Source organism: Mucilaginibacter paludis DSM 18603 (assembly GCF_000166195.2).
GTDB classification, from domain to species: Bacteria; Bacteroidota; Bacteroidia; order Sphingobacteriales; family Sphingobacteriaceae; genus Mucilaginibacter; species Mucilaginibacter paludis.
Genome location: NZ_CM001403.1, coordinates 1,710,115 through 1,728,504, shown reverse-complemented (window position 1 = coordinate 1,728,504; position 18,390 = coordinate 1,710,115). Strand labels below are relative to the sequence as shown.

Genomic DNA, 18,390 nt, shown 5'->3' with positions numbered 1-18,390 from the left:
ACTGATTAGCAATGTGCAATATTTGCTCCAATAATCAGTATTCTTAATTTAGAACATCGTCCCGCTCAGTCGCCGCGGAAGAGCTTGTTACGTTATTCACTTGTGTTTGTTTTTGGTGTGAATGATTGCTGCGCAGTTTTGTCTTGATACAAAAAGTAACCAAAACTAAGCGGCAGCGACCTCATGAATACCTTGAAAAACAAACAATAAAGAATAAACCGACCGGAGGGAGCTCATGAACACCTAAAAAAACAAACACAGGTGAATAAAATCAAGACTGCCCGATCCTTCCACCCGCAAGGCCAGCTCCCGGCCCGGCGTGCAGTCATGCTTTTGCGCGCCTTTCCTATCTGCGTTGGCAATTTATAAGGTTCAAACCTCATCCCTGTTTTTTCCGGCTGGGCCGGATATGTTACTTATATATCTTAAACTTTTCTACCTCCATACCAACTATTTAAAGTCAGCGTTAAAAAAGTGGTTATCCACACTTGTGAAATACTAATGTTAATTACACTTTTGCATAAAGCGTAATTTAGCAAATTATTGTTATCAGTCTACTTATGGTCAAAGCAAAATACTTTATACCGTTTCTGTTTATCTTATTCATTACCAGGGTTAAGGCGCAGGAAAATCAGTCTTTCGAAATATATCGTACCTTCCATGCCGCGGTAGACCTGTTTGACAAAGGGGCCTACGTAGCTGCTGCCGAACAATTTCGCATGGTTGAAAAATCGAGACTTATGCCTTCCAGTCAACCCGAGTTTGAGTCACAATTATCGCTTCTTAAAGAGAACTGCCAATACTACGAGGCCGTTTGCGCGCTGGAGTTAGGCAACGATGATGCCGAAAATATGCTTTTGAAATTTATTAAGGAGCACCCCGAAAACCCGTTTACCAAGGTAGCCTATTTCCAGATCGGTAAATCATACTATAAACAAGGCAACTATATTTTAGCCATTGTATGGTTTGATAAAGTACAGGCGGGCGAATTGAGCGGAAGCGCCAATACTGAATACAAGTTTCGTAAGGGCTACGCTTATTTTATGACTGGTAATTTTAAAAATGCCCAATTGCTGTTTAGCGAGGTTAAAAACAAAAAATCGCCCTATACAGAAGACGCTATTTATTACTTTGCCTATATAGCCTATCTGAATAAAGACTATAGCATTGCCCTGGTTAATTTTGAGAAGCTTAAAAACTCAAAAAAATACGAATCCAGCTACCCTTATTATATCACAGCAGTTTACTTTTTAGATAAACGTTATGATGATGTGTTGAACTATGCTATTCCGATTATCAAAAGTACGCATCAGCAGTACGAAACTGAATTATTGCGGCTCATTGCTGCATCGTATTTTGCGAAAGCCGATTTTCCTGATGCGATGAAGTATTACACCCGTTTCCAGGATCATGATCTGGGTAAAACGCAAAATAACCAGGATACTTACCAAATAGGGTATGCAAGTTATAAGGTAGCAGATTATCAAAAGGCCATTAAAGAGCTGGAGAAACTGGTAGATCAGACAGATATTTACAGCCAGAGCGGCAGTTATACCCTGGGCGATGTTTTTATCAAGGTTAAAAACAAGCAGAGCGCCCGTAATGCATTTTTTGTTGCATCGAAACTTGATTTTGATCCTCAGCTGAAAGAAGATGCGCTATACGAATATTCAAAGCTGTCGTACGAGCTTGATTTTAATAGCCAGGCTTTAGAATCAACCCGGCTTTACTTAAAAAACTATCCGCGCTCAGCCAAACTGAACGAGGTGAAAACCTTGTTGGCCGAGGAACTCCTTAACTCGCATAATTATAAGGAGGCTATCGAAATATTGGAGCCGCTACCTAATAAAACCGCCAGTGCCAAGGAGGCATACCAGAAAGTAACCTACTACCGCGGCCTTGAGTTTTATAACGAGCGGGCTTTTGAAAATGCCATAGGTGTTTTTCTTCGCTCTCTGCAAAACCCCGTTGACCCTAAGATTACCGTACTTACTACCTATTGGATGGCCGAAGCCATGTACGAGGTTCGTAAATACGGAGAGTCGGTAGAAACCTTCGAGAAGTTTTTGGATATGCCCGAGGCGCAGTCAACACCGGTTTATAATTATGCCAATTACGCACTGGCTTATGCGGCCTTTGGCGATGAGCAGTATAAAAAGGCTGCAACTTATTTTGAGCGCTTTTTAGCGGCTGAGCAATTGGATAAAAATAGCATTAATGATGCGATAACCCGTACTGCTGACAGCTATTTTGTAATGAAAAATTACGGGAAGGCAATGGATTATTACGACCGGATTATTAACGGGCACGAAAAAGGCGAAGACTATGCTTTATTTCAGCGTGGCATGATCCAGGGTTTGCAGGGTGCTTTAGATAGCAAAATCAATACTTTAAACAGTGTATTGAGCCAGTTTCCCAATTCAAATTATGCAGATGATTCGGCTTTTGAGATTGCCTATGCTTATTTTATGAAGGGCAACGGCGATAAGGCTATCTCTGATCTGTTAGCCATGATTGCCAAGTATCCGCGCAGTAGTTATATACCGAGGGCTTTAGTTACCATTGGTTTGGTCAATTATAACGCAGGTAAAGATGATCTGGCTGTCGAATCATTTAAGCAGGTTGTTAAAGATTATCCGTCCACCGATGAGGCTAAGCAGGCTTTAAAGCAAATTGAAAAAATATATACCGATAAGGGCGATGCACAAACCTTTATAACCTACGCGGCTACCACACCGATAGGCAATTATACCACGGCCCAGCAGGAAAGCATTATGTACACCGCCGCCAACAACCTTTATTTAAAAGGCGACTGGCAGGGTACGGTAAATGCGGTGAACGGTTATTTTGACAAATTTCCGAAGCCCATTTATGATAAGCAGTCTAAATTTATCCGCGCACAAAGTTTGGTTAGCCTAAACCGGGGCGACGAGGCCGTTAACGATTATAATTATATCCTGAACGATTGGACGAGTGCTTACACGGAAAAATCGCTGATCAGCATGTCGCGTTTATTTATGGCGCAAAAAAAATACAACGAGGCTGTGGTGTATTTAAAACGACTGGAAACCAACTCCGAATATAAGGCCGATTATAATTTTGCGGTTAATAACCTGTTGCTTTGCTACTCGGAGATGGAAATGCCCGACGATGCGCTTAAATATGTAAACTTAGTACGCGAGAATATCCAGAGCAGTGAGGAGGATAAATTTAAATCGAGCTTGTATGCCGGTAAAGCTTACCTGCAAAAAGCCGATACTACCACCGCTTTAAAAGAGTTGAATGATGTGGTAGCCAATACCAAAACGATAGCTGCGGCCGAGGCCGAGTATAACATAGCCAAAGTACAGTATTTAAAAAGGAGCTACAAAACATCGCAGAAAACCTGTTTCGATCTGATCAACAAGCTGGCCAGTTATGATTACTGGGTTGCTAAAGCTTATCTGCTACTTGCCGATAACTACACTGCGCAAAAAGATACCTTCCAGGCTAAGGCAACCTTGCAGAGCATTATTGATAATTACAAGGCCGACGATGATATTTTGCCTGCGGCTAAACAGAAGCTGGCTAATTTATCTCCGGCAAGTGATGGACAGAAAGACAATAAAGAAAACAAGCAATGAAATTAACATCTATCAATAGCTTCATTACGGTTACGGCATTGTTTTGCTTTACCTATGCCAACGCACAACAAAAGCCGTCAACAAAAAAAGTTACCAAAACTTCAACCAAGCCTGCAGCCACAAAAAAAACAGCCGTTAACGCAAAAAAGGTAGCTGGGTTAGCTAAATCTTTGACGGATACGGTAAAAAAAGGAGGGGCTAATACTAATAATCTGCCCAAGGATAACAGCAACCTCTCGGAAGAGATTGTGGTGACCACGGCCTATAAGCCTGTTTTGGCAGATGCCGTTAAAATAAGACGCAATCCCAACCTTGAAAATACCGAGCCCTTTAAAGCACCCTTAAGCTATAACGCCTTAGATAAAACCCTGCGGCAAGATGACGAAATAAGGGAGTTACCCGCCATGACGATACCGCGGGAAACAGATCCGGATGTACAGAACAGCTACGTTAAAATTGGCCTGGGCAGTTTAAAAACAACTTATGGCGAAGTATATATCGATAATGGCCGCGATGAGGCCTTGCAGGTAGGTGGTTACCTGAAACATATTTTGCAGAACGGCAATCTGTATCAGCAAAAGGCAGGCAGGGACGAGGCCGGAATTTTCGGAAAAACTATTGGGGGTGAGTCCACCCTGAGTGGCCGGATCAATTACGGTTATCGCAGCAATTACTTTTACGGCTTTGATCAGTTTAACCCGCCAACGATACTGAATGTAGATAAACAACACTTCAGCACCTTATCGGGCGAGGCCGAGTTAGCCAAGAATTATAAAGACGAAGAAGAACAGTTTATCTATTCGACTAAAGTAAGCGGGTATACTTTTAGCAACGCTTTCAGCGCTAAAGAAAACAACGTGGTACTGTCGGGTTATATTAACCAAACGGTTAACCAGTTTTATGCAGGCATCAGCGGTAAAATAGATTTTACTACCGTTAAAGATGTTGCGTATTCGTTTAACAACAACATCATCAGTGCTAACCCTTATCTCAAATTTCAGGGTGAAAAATATAAGATTGACGCGGGAGTAAATATCGTGAACGAATTCGGAGCATCAACACGCTTCCATTTGTTTCCGGCGGCCAGGCTCGAGTTCCAGGTGATACCGAAATATGTGCGTTTATTTGCCGAGGCCCGCGGTGATGTGAACAAATCATCTATCCGCGATTTTTCGGAAACCAATCCGTTTTTAGGGCAAAATATCAATATCCAAAATTCGATTGACCAGTTGGACCTGAGCGTAGGGCTGAAAGGTATGTTGGCTCCCGGTTTCGGTTTCAAGGCAAGCATCTATCGCAACAGCGTTAAAAACATGCCGTTGTTTGTAAGCGATTTCGACTTTACCAAGGGGAACAATCGCTTTGCTGTAATTTACGACGGTGGCAGTGCGCGTATCAACGGCTTTAACGGGGAACTGGATTATAAACCGGCAGATGAATTGGATATTTTTGGCCGTATCGAGTTGAAAGATTACCAGCTTGCTACAGAGGCCCAAGCCTGGAACTTACCTAAATTTACATTAACAGCGGGTACTACCATCCACATCAGCGATCTGATCAGTGTTAACGGTTCGTTGGTTTTTCGTGGCAATACCCAGGACAGGGTATCATCAACCCAAATCGTCAATATCAAATCGTTCGCGGATATTAGTGGTGGTATTGAGTATAAGGCAACCAAGCGCCTGTCAGTTTTTGGACAGGTAAATAATTTACTTGGCAATAGCTACCAAACCTGGCTATACTATCCTAATTATGGCTTTAATATATTTGGAGGGGTTGGTTATAAGTTTTAACGTCGCTTTGATGTTATTGAATTTAGAACTATTTTTAGCGAAATGGATATAGCCGTTTTTATTAGTGAGTTACTGGACCATCAAAAAGATTTGGTGATACCCGGATTGGGCTCCTTTTATAGGGCTCATGTAGAAGGATATTATAACCAGGATCAGCAGCAATTTTATCCGCCGACGATGCAATTGCAATTTAGTACGGAGCAAAAGGATGACGATGGGAAATTGGTGGGCCTGATTGCCGAATATAAAAATATCAGTATCGAGTCGGCAAGTTATTTTGTCGACAAATTTGTGACCGCAGTATTGTTGCAGGTTAATGCGGGGAGCTTTGCCATTGGCGACAAGGGCGTACTTAGCATGCGGCGGAATCAGTTGGTGTTTATCTCCAAAAAGTTTGATAACAACAACGAATTATTTTACGGCTTAAGTCCTGTTAAGCTAAAAAGAACTAAATCATACAATCAGGAAGGGATTGCAGCCCCCAACGTGCAGGTGCCGGTTACCGAAAAACCATCACCCTTTACGGCTGCCTTACTGCGCGGCGAAACCATGCCTGATGCTATAGACGGCGTGGAGCAACAGCAACACGAGCCAGAAGCTGAAACCAAGCCCCGCAAAATATATATCCTGGTACTGGTAATAGCGCTTGTTTTATTATTAAGCGGCGTGGTACTAGTAACTGCCTATTGGCTAAAGCCCGAGCTGTTTGCCGGGCTGAGGGGGCATGTTGAGCCACCACCGGTTAGCGGCAGCGTACGAAAGAAGATAGTTTCCGATTCCACTGAAAATGCTATACAGGCTCAGAAAGATATCGGCGCCACGCCTGTGGTTGATTCGGTAACTAAAAGTAAAATAGAAATGCCGGTAGATACCTTTGGTATTGTAATAGGTACATTTAAAACGTATAACGGCGCGCAAATGGAATACGGCCGCTACATTAATAATGGTATGCGCAACATTGAAATCCGTAGAAAACCCGACGATGCCAGGCGTTACCAGATAGATGTTGCCACCTATTTAAATATCGATTCGGCAAATGCTCATTTGGAGCAATTCAAGAAAAAGTTAAAACAGACAGACATTTTCGTACAAACATATCCATATAAAAAACAATGATGTTATTACTGCAAGCAATAGATACAGCCAAACAAGTAGTTGATTCTTTAAGCAAGACTGTACAGCCCGGGGCTCTGCCCCAGGAAGAGTTACGCTTTGGCGACCTGCTGATTAAGGGTGGCTGGGTGATGGTGCCTATCGGGATATTGGCAGTATTAGGATTGGTGATATTTTTTGAGCGTTATTTTACCATTCGCAAAGCCTCAAAAGATGAATCTAACCTGATGGCGCAGGTGCGTTCGAGCATCATATCGGGCAAGCTCGATTCTGCTGTCGCGATTTGCAAAAACAGCAATTCGCCGCTGGGCCGTATGCTTCAAAAAGGATTACTACGCATTGGCCGCCCTATTAAAGATATTGAAGGCGCTATCGAAAATATTGGCAAACTTGAAGTATCCAAACTGGAAAAAAACATTGCCATTTTAGGTATAGTTGCCGGTATAGCGCCAATGTTTGGCTTCCTGGGTACCATAGCCGGGGTAATTAAAATATTTTACGATATATCTAAAACCGATAACATCAGCATGGGGGTAATATCCGGCGGTTTATACGTAAAAATGGTTACGTCGGCTGCTGGCTTATTGGTCGGCATCATCGCCTATGTACTTTATAACGTTTTAAACATTATGGTTGATAAAGTAATTTTGAAGCTTGAAACCGACGCTATCGAGTTTATTGACCTGTTAGAAGAACCCAGTAAATAATGAACCTTAAAAAAAGACATAGCCGTGCCACGGCAGAGGTGCACACATCGGCAATGAACGATATCATGTTCTTTTTGTTGTTGTTCTTTTTGATCGCCTCAACCGTTACCAATCCAAACGTGATCAAACTGATGCTGCCTAAATCATCTTCGGGGCAATCGGTATCAAAAAAAACGATCACGGTATCGGTAACCAAAGAGTTAAAATACTACGTAGACAAAAAAGAGGTTAAGGTAGACGACTTGAATGCCGCTTTAGCCGCCTATAAAAAGATGGCTACCGAGCTTACCATTGTTTTATTTGTTGACCGTACCGTGGCTATACAAAACGTGGTACAGGTGATGGATATAGCACAAAAGTTAAATATTAAATTAGTTTTAGCTACCGAGCCAAAATAATATGGAATACCGGGAAGAAAATAACTATCCAAAAGCATACATTGCCACGGCCATTATTATGAGTGTGCTGTTTGCTTTAAGTTATTTTATTGTTTTTAAAACGCCACCAAAACAGGAAGAAGGCACCGGCGGTATCCTGGTGAACTATGGCACTACCGACGAAGGTATGGGGACCGATTTTATGAGCGTTGAAGAAGTGTCGCGTGCCGAAAAGGCTAATAAAAGTGCTCCCAATAAAGTAACGCCTAACGAGGCTACCGAGAAACCCAGTACCGAAGAGAGCGATAAAAAGGTAGTAACCCAAAATACGGAAGACGCACCGACTGTTGCTGATAACAGTAAAAAACCAAGTAATAGTTTATCAACCGATGCCAAAAAAGCGGTAAGTAAACCTACGGTTAACCAAAATGCCTTGTACAAAGGCCCTAAAACCAACGGCACCGGATCTGGCGATGGTACAACCGGAACTCCGGGTAACCAGGGCAAACCCAATGGCTCAAACATGAGCGATAATTACAATGGTACGGGCTCCGGCAACGGTGGCTTAAATATGGCGCAGCGGAGCTTTGTAAGCAGGCCAGCAGTTGATAACCCTAAAAGGAATGTCGGTACTATTGTAATTGAAATTAAGGTAGATAAAAACGGAAACGTGATTGATGCAGGCGCTGGCCGGGGCACAACCATTAGCGATAATAACCTGATCCAGAAGTGCATACAGGCCGTGTACAGTTCCAAGCTGAATGCTTCGGATGTAGCACCCGATACACAGGTTGGCAAGGTGACTTTTGTATTTAAAGTAAATTAAACTTTTGTTGTTTTGTCCATGGTCGATGGTGTTTTGTCCATAGTCAATGGTCGATGGTCCATGGTTTTTTGTCCATAGTCGATGGTCGATAGTCCATGGTTGGAAATTCCATAGTCCATGGTTGAAGATTTTGATAGTTGATGATCGATGGCTTTTGGCTGGTGATGTTGGTTATTCACAGGTATTCTTTAATCTGCAAAACAGCACGATGGACTTCCAGCGAACTTACTATCGACCATGGACTAAAATAACCTTAAACAGACAATACCATGGACCATCGACTATGGACCATCAAAAAAGACATGACTTACCCCGAAACCCTCGATTATCTTTATGCCCAGTTACCTATGTTCACCAGGGTGGGTTCATCGGCATTTAAAAAAGACTTAACCAATACACTTGCTTTGTGCCAGGTTTTGGGCAATCCGCATGAGCAGTTTAAAACTATCCATGTGGGTGGTACCAATGGCAAGGGCTCTACATCGCATATGCTGGCAGCAGTACTGCAAACGGCAGGTTATAAAACAGGTTTATATACGTCGCCCCATTTGCGGGATTTTAGGGAGCGCATCCGTATCAATGGTGAAATGATTCCGGAGCAGGCTGTAGTTGATTTTGTTGACGAGCACCGGCATAACTTCGAAGAGATCGAACCCTCTTTTTTTGAAATGACGGTAGCGCTCGCTTTTGATTTTTTTGCCCGCGAGAAAGTGGATATAGCTGTGATAGAAGTTGGATTGGGCGGGAGGCTTGATTCTACCAATATCATTACGCCGCTGCTTTCGGTGATTACCAACATAGGCTGGGACCACATGAATATGCTTGGCGATACCCTGCCGCTCATCGCTGCCGAAAAGGCGGGCATCATCAAACCTGGTATCCCCGTAATCATCGGAGAATATCAGCCCGAAGTGGCCGATGTTTTTATTACGAAGGCCAGACTGGAGAACGCGCCGATTAGCTTCGCATCCGAGTTGCTGGAAGCAGGAAGCGAGAATAAAGAAGCAAGAGGTGAGAATCAGGAAGCGGGAAGCGAGAGGGCAGAAGCGAGAAATGCCAAATATCTTGAACTTGGTTTGCGGAACAAAAATAGCCCAGAGCTCCAGGCGTTAAACTATCAACTTGATCTTAACGGCTCATACCAAACCAAAAACGTAAAAAGCGTTTTAAGCGCTGTTGATCAATTAAGATTGCAGGGTTATGCCATTACTGATGGCGATGTTCAGTCTGCGCTGCGGCAGGTAAAAGCACTCACCGGCTTACGCGGCAGGTGGGATACGCTAAGCGATAGTCCGTTGGTGATATGCGATACCGGGCACAACCCCGAAGGCATCGCCGAAGTACTAAAAAACATTGCAGCTACGCCACACCAGCAATTACGTTTTGTAATGGGTATGGTAAATGATAAGGATAGCAGCAAGGTACTTGGCATGCTGCCCCAAAATGCCATTTACTACTTTTGTAAACCTGACATCCCCCGTGGCCTCGATGCAGAAACCTTAAAACTAAAGGCCGAAAGTTTTGGCCTGCATGGTAACGCTTACTCAAGTGTACAAGCGGCTTTTCAGTCGGCTAAGGCTGCGGCACAAAAGAATGACCTTGTTTTTATAGGGGGAAGTACTTTTGTGGTGGCCGAAGTGGTGTGAATATTTGCTGGTGTCGATGAAGTACCTTCTTCAGATGCGCTGGTCTGCGGGCATGCTTACCGCTCGCAAAAGGTGCGTCATCAAAACAACTTTTGTCATCAGAGGTAACTTTCTTCACGCGCCGGGTCTGCGGCAGACCTATCGCTCGCAAAAGGATCTTCAGCTCTGGGCCGGATTCTATTACACACGCGTCATTGCGAGTATCCCACCGGGCCTCACCCCGGAAAAAACAGGGATGACATTTGAGACCTGTAGGCTATTTTGCGCAGATAAGAAATGTGCGCAAAAGCCTGACTGCACGCCGGGCCGGGTTTGGCCTGTGGGCGGAAGGATCGGGCAGTCCAAAGCCCCCTCTAAATCTCCCCCGGTAGGGGAGACTTTTTAAGCCCTCCCTACCGGGGAGGGTTGGGTGGGGCTTCTTCACGCGGCGATTGAGCGTGCCGATGTTCTAAATTATGAATACTGATTATCTGAGCAAAGATAGCACATTGATAATCAGCGCACCGAATATGACGCATACTTACCGCTTTTAGAAGATCCCTCCTCCCGTCGGGACGATATGATGGAGAGAAATTTAACATTGACAATCAACAACTTACATAGACGTCATTATAAGGAACGAAGCAATCTCTACTCAGGCAGAGCAGCTTTGCAAGTTCGACCTGCACAGTTTAGACATTGCTTCGTAGTTCCTCCTCGCAATGACGTTGGGGAGGGTTTCTGAGTGCTTACAGAGGGGGATCCCATCGTTTGCGAGGCCGTCTTCGGCCTAACAAAGTTTAAGCGTGCTTTAACGGTAAATTACTGCGTTTGCCCGGCCAGTAAATACAATACAGCCATCCTGATAGCCACGCCATTTTCAACCTGGTCGAGGATGATGGATTGCTTGCTGTCGGCTACGTCGCTGGTGATCTCCACACCGCGGTTGATAGGCCCCGGGTGCATCACGATGATCTCTTTGTCCAACGAATCCAGTATTTGTTTGTTTAAACCGTAAAGCATAGTGTATTCGCGCAGCGAGGGGAAGTACTTAATATCCTGCCTTTCCAGCTGTATTCGTAGCATGTTAGCTACATCGCACCAGTTAAGGGCTTTAACCAAATTATGTTCAACCTTAACCCCTAATGAGCCGATGTATTTCGGGATAAGTGTGGTTGGCCCGCAAACCATTACCTCGGCGCCTAAATGTTTAAGGCACAAAATATTGGATAGCGCTACACGCGAATGTAATATATCACCAACAATCACTACCTTTTTGCCGGCCACTTCACCATACTTTTCGCGTATCGAAAAAGCATCCAGCAAGGCCTGGGTAGGGTGCTCGTGCGCGCCATCGCCTGCATTTACAATCTGAGCCTTTACATGCTTGGACAGGAAGATGCCTGCCCCGGCGTAAGGGTGCCGCATCACCACCATATCCACCTTCATGGCCAGGATGTTGTTTACCGTATCAATCAGCGTTTCACCCTTACTCACGGATGAAGAGGATGCTGCAAAGTTAACTACATCTGCCGAAAGGCGCCGTTCGGCCAGCTCAAACGAAAGCCTGGTACGTGTTGAGTTTTCAAAAAATATGTTGGCTATAGTAATGTCGCGCAGCGATGGTACTTTTTTTATCGGACGGTTCAGTACATCTTTAAAAGTATCGGCTGTTTCAAATATCAGCTCGATATCCTTTTTATTCAGATCTTTAATTCCTAATAAGTGACGTGTACTGAGGGTATGCATGATTTATTTATATTTCGGGAGCCTGATTTTTGAATTTCGGGCTTATTTAATTTCAATTATTTATCTGTTTCAGATGGAGGCTTTTGTTGAGACGATGGTGTAGGAATTGAAAATCGAACTCTCCATATCTTATTTTCCCTCTGATAACAAAATTACTTTGTCTTCTCCATCGGTTTCTTTCCAGCTTACCACCACTTTTTGCGAGGCGATGGAGTCTACTTCAATGCCGATATAATCGGCAGCTACCGGCAAATGGCGCGAGTAGCGGCGATCTACCAGGGTTAATAATTCTACCTTTTGTGGGCGGCCAAAGGCCAGCATGGCATCCATTGCAGCCCTGATGGTACGGCCCGTCCACAGTACATCGTCCATCATAATTACTTTTTTGCCTTCAACAATAAAATCTATCCGGGTTTGATTGGGCACCAGCGGCGATTCGCGGCGGCGGAAATCGTCCCTGAAAAAGGTAATATCCAGGTCGCCCTGCAAAATGGTTTTTCCGGGTAAAATTTTGCGCAGTTCTTCGGCTATGCGTTTAGCCAGGTATATGCCGCGAGGCTGTATCCCAATGATAACAGAATTTGAAAAATCGTTGTGGTTTTCGATCAGCTGCCTGCATAGGCGTTGTATGGTGATCTGGAATTTCTGACCGTCGAGTAATATCGGGTTAAGCATCAATGGTTGGATTTGGGCAAAAGTAGAAATTTTAAATGGAAAACAAATGTCATTTCCGCTTTTTAAGTTTCGACGGATTTACGAAAGAAAATCCTTTAACTATCCAGCTGGAATTATGGGTCAATATTTTAGCTTGCGAAGTCGCCCGGAAGGGCCCGGCCCTGCAATCTTTATTCCCGGTAAAAGCAGTCTTAATTATGCCTTAGATAATCGTGTTTATTCCAAATTTATAAATAGAAAACCCTGAGGTTTAATCATTGATCATTCGAAATTTAGTATGTTTGAAAGGTAGCCGGTAGCCGTTTTAAACCGGCTTAAAACACGGCTGCATACATGCCTGCTGAAAAGTACTGCCAAATGAAAAAAATATTTGTTTTACTCCCTCTTTGTCTTCCTTTTTTAGGATCAGCACAACAGAAAACTGCTGAAAGCCTGGTTCAATACGTAAAGCCCATTGTTGGCACACAGCGGATGGGCCATACTTATCCCGGTGCCACTGTACCCTTCGGGATGGTACAATTAAGCCCCGAAACGGACACTGCAGGCTACGTAAAGGATGGCAAATACAACCCCGATGTGTACAAATATTGCGCAGGTTACCAGTATGATGATCAAACTATTGTAGGCTTTAGCCACACGCATTTCAGCGGCACCGGGCACTCCGACCTGGGCGATTTTTTAATGATGCCAACCGTAGGTAAACTGTTGCTTAATCCGGGTACGGCAGGCAAGCCCCACAGCGGTTACCGCTCGGCCTTTTCGCACCAAAACGAAGTAGCCGAAGCCAATTATTATAAAGTTAAGCTGGACGATTATAACATCACGGCCGAGCTAACCACCAGCGCCCGGGTAGGCTTCCATCAATATACCTTCCCGAAAACAGACCGTGCGCATATCATCCTCGACCTGATGGCAGGTATTTACAATTACGAGGATAAAAACGTTTGGACCTATATGCGCGTGGTAAACGATACCCTGGTAACCGGGTACAGGCAAACCAGCGGCTGGGCAAAAAACCGTACGCTTTATTTTGCCATGCGTTTTTCAAAACCATTTACTAATTATGGCAATGCCGATTATTCAAAAAAGGAAGTGTACCGTGGTTTCTGGAAAAAGTTTAACCAGGGTGATAACTTCCCCGAGGTAGCCGGTCGGCAGATCAGGGCCTACTTTGATTTTTCGGCCAGCGAAGGCGAAAAAATTAAGATCAAGTTTGCCCTGTCGCCGGTAAGCATGGATGGCGCCTTGAAAAACATGCAGGCCGAAGTACCGGGCTGGGACTTTGACCAGGTTAAAGCCGCCGGGCAGCAGCTATGGGAAAAAGAACTTGGAAAAATAACCATCCGGAGTAAAAGTACCGACGATAAGCAAAATTTTTATACGTCGATGTATCATACCCTAATTAACCCGACCGTTTACATGGATGCTGATGGCAGCTATCGTGGTTTGGATCAAAACAATCATCAAGCCGGTGGTTTTACCAACTACACCACCTTTTCGTTATGGGATACGCATCGGGCGCTGCACCCTTTATTCAACATTATAGAACCTGAAAAAAATGCCGATATGGTAAAATCCATGCTGGCGCATTACGATCAAAGCCCCGAACACATGCTGCCGGTATGGTCAAACTCGGCTAACGAGAACTGGTGCATGAGCGGCTACCACAGCGTATCAGTAATAGCTGATGCTATCATTAAGGGCAATGTATCGTTTGATGCGAACAAAGCCCTGGATGCCTGCGTTACCACGGCCCGCCGCCGCAGTTATGAGGGGATTGGTTTTTATATGGATATGGGCTACATCCCCGACGAAAAGAACGGCAATTCTGTATCCTCAACGCTGGAATATGCCTACGATGACTGGTGCATAGCGCAGATAGCCAAAAAGCTGAACCGGAATGATATATATCAGGAGTTTATCAAGCGATCACAAAACTTTAACAACGTTTTTGATGCCAAAGCCGGCTTTATGCGCCCTAAACTGGCCGACGGAACTTTTAGGAAGCAATTTGACCCGCTATCAACCATTAACGAGGGTTTTATAGAGGGCAATGCCTGGAACTATACCTTGTATGTACCGCACGATCCGGCCAAACTGATTCAGTTATTAGGCGGCGATAAGCGTTTCATCGTTTACCTCGACTCTTTATTCACCATGAACCTTCCCGATAAATACTTTGCCGAAACCGAGGATATTACCCGCGACGGCATTATCGGCAATTATGTACATGGGAACGAGCCATCGCACCATGTGGCTTATTTGTACAACTGGACCAGCCAGCCCTGGAAAACACAACAACGGGTGCGCATGATATTACCGCGCATGTATAAACCCACACCCGATGGCTTAGGCGGCAATGATGATACCGGGCAGATGAGCGCCTGGTATATTTTTAGCGCTATGGGTTTTTACCCGGTGGCGCCGGGATCAGACAGGTATGCTATCGGCAGCCCGGCGGTTGATGGGGCGCTGATACAATTGGAAAACGGAAAAACCTTTAGCATCGACGTAAAGAATCAAAGCGATAAAAATGTATATGTGCAAAAGGTAACGCTGAATGGCAAAGCGGTTAACCGCAGTTATATTACCCACGCCGAAATCATGAGCGGGGGGAGCCTGGTGTTTTACATGAGCAAAACACCATCAAACAGCGGCTTTACCGTGGTCGATTAATTGATGGTGGGCCCGGCTTTAAACTGGCCGGCAGGGCTGTTGGGAAGCAGGGGCTTATACCTTTGGATATTAAATAAGGTGCCCGGATAATATTAAAATTATCAATTAGGGCACAGATTTTATTAGCATATTTGTTACGAATAATTTTAACATATTACCAATTAAATAAAAACGTATGCAGGAATTAGATCCTTCTGTTCAGCAGAAAGTGAACTCATGGCTCAATGGAAACTACGATGCCGAAGTTAAACAGCAGATTCAAAAATTAGTTGACGACAAGGCGTACACTGAATTGACAGACTCTTTTTACAGAGATCTTGAATTTGGAACGGGCGGGTTGCGTGGCACCATGGGGCCGGGTTCTAACCGCATTAACGAGTATACCATTGGGGCCGCTACACAGGGCTTATGCAACCACCTCAAAAAATCTTATCCTGGCGAAAAGGTGAAGGTTGCTATCTCTCACGACAGCCGTAACAATTCGGATCTTTTTGCGCGCATTACCGCCGAGGTTTTTTCGGCAAATGATATTCATGTTTATTTCTTTAAGGCGCTGCGCCCAACTCCCGAATTATCTTTCGCTATCCGCGAGTTAGGCTGCAAAAGCGGGGTGATGATCACCGCGTCGCACAACCCTAAAGAATATAATGGCTATAAAGCTTATGGTGCCGACGGCGGCCAATTTGTATCGCCTGAAGATACCGCTGTAATGGCCGAAGTAGCCGCTATTATCAATGTTGACGATATTAAATTTAACCGCGTTGAAGAAAATATCGAACTGATAGGCGAGGAGATGGATCAGCTTTATTTAGATAAGATCACCACACTTTCGGTTTCGCCGGAGGCTATTAAACGTCAAAAGGATCTTAAAATAGTTTATTCGCCCATCCACGGTACAGGCATTACGCTGATGCCGAAAGCTTTGGCCCAATTTGGCTTTGAGAACGTGATCATCGTTGAAGAGCAAGCCACACCGGATGGTAACTTCCCAACAGTAGTATATCCGAATCCGGAAGAAAAAGAGGCTTTAACCCTGGCCATGAAAAAAGCCAAAGAAGTTGATGCCGACCTGGTACTGGCTACTGACCCTGATGCCGATCGCGTAGGCATCGCTGTTAAAAACACCGACAACGAGTTTATCCTGCTCAACGGTAACCAAACCGGCAGCTTGCTGATCAACTACCTGTTAACCGCCTGGGAAGAAAGTGGTAAACTTACCGGGAAAGAGTATATTGTTAAAACCATTGTAACCTCAAACCTGATTGAAGAGATAGCCAAAGCCAAAAATGTGAAGTTTTATAACACTTTAACCGGCTTTAAATACATTGGTGAGCTGATTACCAAATTACAAGGTAAAGAAACCTTTATTGGCGGCGGCGAAGAAAGCTATGGCTACCTGATAGGTGAGTTTGTACGCGATAAGGATGCCATTGTTTCGGGAGCGTTTATTGCCGAAATGACTGCCTTTTACAAGGATAAAGGAAGCAGCCTGTTTGAGGCACTGGTAGAAACTTACCTGCAATACGGTTTTTATAAAGAAACTTTGGTATCAATAACCAAAAAAGGACAAAGCGGCGCCGAAGAAATTAAGGCGATGATGGAAAAATACCGCACCAACCCACCGGCAACCTTAGGCGGCTCAAAGGTGATAGCGTTGAAGGATTACGAGAACCGTATTGAAACCGACCTGGATACCAATACCACCAAACCCATCGACCTGCCAAAATCTGACGTGTTGCAGTTTATCTCGGAAGACGGAAGCATTATTTCGGCCCGTCCGTCGGGTACAGAGCCTAAAATTAAATTTTATTGCAGCGTAAATACCAAATTAACCAGCAAAGAGGCTTATGCTGAAACAGATAAAAAACTGGGTGAAAAAATCGATCTGATTATGAAAGATCTGGGTTTTTAATCCATCTGCTTTAAATCATTAATTGAAAATGCCCGGTATTGCGCCGGGCATTTTTTATATGTGCTCAAGTCTGCTTTGGCGCTTTGTAATCGCGCGTAGAAACACACCCCTCCGCCCCTCTCGAGAGCAGGGCTGTTGCGTTCTAAGTGAGTAACTGTTTCAATCTGCCGATGTCATTGCAAACGAGCCTTTGTGCCTGTGCCAGATTTTGAAAACCATGAGCTCTGAAAACGTTAATAGCGATGTTTCTGAACACCGATATATTTTCTGGCGCATGGGAAGTTCTAATCCGGGAGGCATCCTCTTTAAACGTGACATCCTTTACCCAATGGAGCTTATTCTCTATCCCCCAATGACTTCTGATACCATAGCATAACAGTTGTGCATTTTCCCTCACACTGCTGATATAGAATGCGCAGTCCTCACTGATCTTATTTTTGTCTTTTACCCAACGCTCTACCTTGATTACCTGACTGGCACCTATCCAGGCTTTACTGATTTCTTCTGGCGCCGGGCATATACATACCGATCTGCGCTCTGTACGTCCTTTATTTTTCTCCAATTCAACGAACTTGCTGCAAACCTTTGCTGTATCCGATGTCAGCGCTGCTATTTTTTCATAAAGGCCCTTTTGATTCTTTTTTACGCCTATCATATAATCATTATTCGTACCTATTATCAGCTCAACTGTTTTTTTTGGCAATGTAAGGCGTCAAGCGTAAACGTTACCCCTTCCAATCCCAGTTCAGCAATAAGCTTGCGTACCACCGGAATTTCACTTTCCTTTGAATTGTCTACAAGACCCTGGGCTAATACTTGACCACGGCTCCCATTATAGATACTTACCAAATTTACAAATCGCTGTTTTTCAAGCGCATAATCACTCATTGTCCCTTTGATCGCTTTGCCATCTATATTCATCCATTCATTTTTATTGATTTCTGTATACTGACTGGCCCATTGATAAAAAACTTCGCTTAAACTTTCAAAATCTAAATTCTGCAGTACACGCCTCACGGTATAAAACGTAGGCAAACGGGATTTTTTCGGAGTGAAATAAGTCAAAAGATCTTTTTGATTACGCTTTATAAAATCACCCAGAGCACGATAACCGTAATAACCACTCATCGTCCCCATCACAAATAATAACAAAATAAACGTTTGGTCATGCCGCTGACCCGCCTTTCTACGCACGTCTGGCAACTTTTGCAAATAGGTTATGATGCCCTTGTCCATACTCTTTTTTCTGCAAATTTAAATCCTCTTTTTTTTAAATGCAACAGCCCTGCTCTCGAGAGGGGATTCGCACGGGGC

The 18,390-nt window shown here is 44.2% G+C and carries 11 protein-coding genes and 1 pseudogene; 9 read left to right on the top strand and 3 right to left on the bottom strand.

The genetic code is table 11. The features are described 5' to 3' along the window. The first annotated feature begins 560 nt into the window (after positions 1–560). The 7 genes from MUCPA_RS07320 to MUCPA_RS07290 all read left to right on the top strand — a co-directional run bounded on the left by MUCPA_RS07320 (position 561) and on the right by MUCPA_RS07290 (position 10,085). Entirely contained in the window at positions 561–3,623 is a 3,063-nt protein-coding gene (locus MUCPA_RS07320; RefSeq protein ID WP_008505449.1) for a tetratricopeptide repeat protein, read from the top strand. Beyond that, on the top strand, positions 3,620–5,416 hold the full coding sequence (locus tag MUCPA_RS07315) for a TonB-dependent receptor (RefSeq protein WP_008505448.1): 1,797 nt from the start codon (positions 3,620–3,622) through the stop codon (positions 5,414–5,416). Before MUCPA_RS07320 ends, MUCPA_RS07315 begins: the two co-directional genes overlap by 4 nt. 42 nt (positions 5,417–5,458) lie before the next feature. Beyond that, complete coding sequence (locus tag MUCPA_RS07310) at positions 5,459–6,532, top strand: HU domain-containing protein (protein WP_008505447.1); 1,074 nt, start codon at positions 5,459–5,461, stop codon at positions 6,530–6,532. Then, positions 6,529–7,236: a MotA/TolQ/ExbB proton channel family protein gene (locus MUCPA_RS07305; RefSeq protein WP_008505445.1), complete on the top strand. Its 708-nt coding sequence runs from the start codon at positions 6,529–6,531 to the stop codon at positions 7,234–7,236. Before MUCPA_RS07310 ends, MUCPA_RS07305 begins: the two co-directional genes overlap by 4 nt. Further along, the gene (locus MUCPA_RS07300; RefSeq protein ID WP_008505443.1) at positions 7,236–7,634 is read left to right on the top strand and encodes an ExbD/TolR family protein; all 399 of its coding nucleotides are present in this window, start codon (positions 7,236–7,238) and stop codon (positions 7,632–7,634) included. Before MUCPA_RS07305 ends, MUCPA_RS07300 begins: the two co-directional genes overlap by 1 nt. Position 7,635: 1 nt before the next feature. Further along, positions 7,636–8,439, top strand: a complete 804-nt coding sequence (locus MUCPA_RS07295; RefSeq protein WP_008505442.1) for a hypothetical protein — start codon at positions 7,636–7,638, stop codon at positions 8,437–8,439. A gap of 269 nt (positions 8,440–8,708) precedes the next feature. Continuing rightward, positions 8,709–10,085 (top strand): bifunctional folylpolyglutamate synthase/dihydrofolate synthase, encoded by a 1,377-nt coding sequence (locus tag MUCPA_RS07290; protein ID WP_008505440.1) that lies wholly within the window; start codon positions 8,709–8,711, stop codon positions 10,083–10,085. An 801-nt stretch (positions 10,086–10,886) separates the two neighbouring features. On the opposite strand, the gene MUCPA_RS07280 is transcribed toward MUCPA_RS07290, so the two are convergent. Continuing rightward, entirely contained in the window at positions 10,887–11,813 is a 927-nt protein-coding gene (locus MUCPA_RS07280) for an aspartate carbamoyltransferase catalytic subunit (protein ID WP_008505438.1), read from the bottom strand. Positions 11,814–11,942: 129 nt separating this feature from the next. Continuing rightward, positions 11,943–12,488, bottom strand: a complete 546-nt coding sequence (pyrR, locus tag MUCPA_RS07275; RefSeq protein ID WP_008505437.1) for a bifunctional pyr operon transcriptional regulator/uracil phosphoribosyltransferase PyrR — start codon at positions 12,486–12,488, stop codon at positions 11,943–11,945. A 357-nt stretch (positions 12,489–12,845) separates the two neighbouring features. Here pyrR and MUCPA_RS07270 point away from each other — a divergent pair, with 357 nt between their 5' ends. Then, complete coding sequence (locus MUCPA_RS07270; protein ID WP_040627149.1) at positions 12,846–15,164, top strand: GH92 family glycosyl hydrolase; 2,319 nt, start codon at positions 12,846–12,848, stop codon at positions 15,162–15,164. A gap of 175 nt (positions 15,165–15,339) precedes the next feature. After that, a complete protein-coding gene (locus tag MUCPA_RS07265) occupies positions 15,340–17,076 on the top strand; it encodes a phospho-sugar mutase (RefSeq protein WP_008505426.1) in 1,737 nt (578 codons plus the stop codon). 142 nt (positions 17,077–17,218) lie between these two features. Here MUCPA_RS07265 and MUCPA_RS38165 read toward each other — a convergent pair. Next, positions 17,219–18,312 (bottom strand): annotated as a pseudogene (locus MUCPA_RS38165) (ISAs1 family transposase). Between the last annotated feature and the right edge of the window lie 78 nt (positions 18,313–18,390).

What these genes read in the sequence shown, in the direction of transcription:
- MUCPA_RS07320 (WP_008505449.1), top strand. Translation starts at nt 561, where the DNA reads ATGGTCAAAGCAAAATACTTTATACCGTTTCTGTTTATCTTATTCATT.
- MUCPA_RS07315 (WP_008505448.1), top strand. Translation starts at nt 3,620, where the DNA reads ATGAAATTAACATCTATCAATAGCTTCATTACGGTTACGGCATTGTTT.
- MUCPA_RS07310 (WP_008505447.1), top strand. Translation starts at nt 5,459, where the DNA reads ATGGATATAGCCGTTTTTATTAGTGAGTTACTGGACCATCAAAAAGAT.
- MUCPA_RS07305 (WP_008505445.1), top strand. Translation starts at nt 6,529, where the DNA reads ATGATGTTATTACTGCAAGCAATAGATACAGCCAAACAAGTAGTTGAT.
- MUCPA_RS07300 (WP_008505443.1), top strand. Translation starts at nt 7,236, where the DNA reads ATGAACCTTAAAAAAAGACATAGCCGTGCCACGGCAGAGGTGCACACA.
- MUCPA_RS07295 (WP_008505442.1), top strand. Translation starts at nt 7,636, where the DNA reads ATGGAATACCGGGAAGAAAATAACTATCCAAAAGCATACATTGCCACG.
- MUCPA_RS07290 (WP_008505440.1), top strand. Translation starts at nt 8,709, where the DNA reads ATGGACCATCGACTATGGACCATCAAAAAAGACATGACTTACCCCGAA.
- MUCPA_RS07280 (WP_008505438.1), bottom strand. Translation starts at nt 11,813, where the DNA reads ATGCATACCCTCAGTACACGTCACTTATTAGGAATTAAAGATCTGAAT.
- pyrR (WP_008505437.1), bottom strand. Translation starts at nt 12,488, where the DNA reads ATGCTTAACCCGATATTACTCGACGGTCAGAAATTCCAGATCACCATA.
- MUCPA_RS07270 (WP_040627149.1), top strand. Translation starts at nt 12,846, where the DNA reads ATGAAAAAAATATTTGTTTTACTCCCTCTTTGTCTTCCTTTTTTAGGA.
- MUCPA_RS07265 (WP_008505426.1), top strand. Translation starts at nt 15,340, where the DNA reads ATGCAGGAATTAGATCCTTCTGTTCAGCAGAAAGTGAACTCATGGCTC.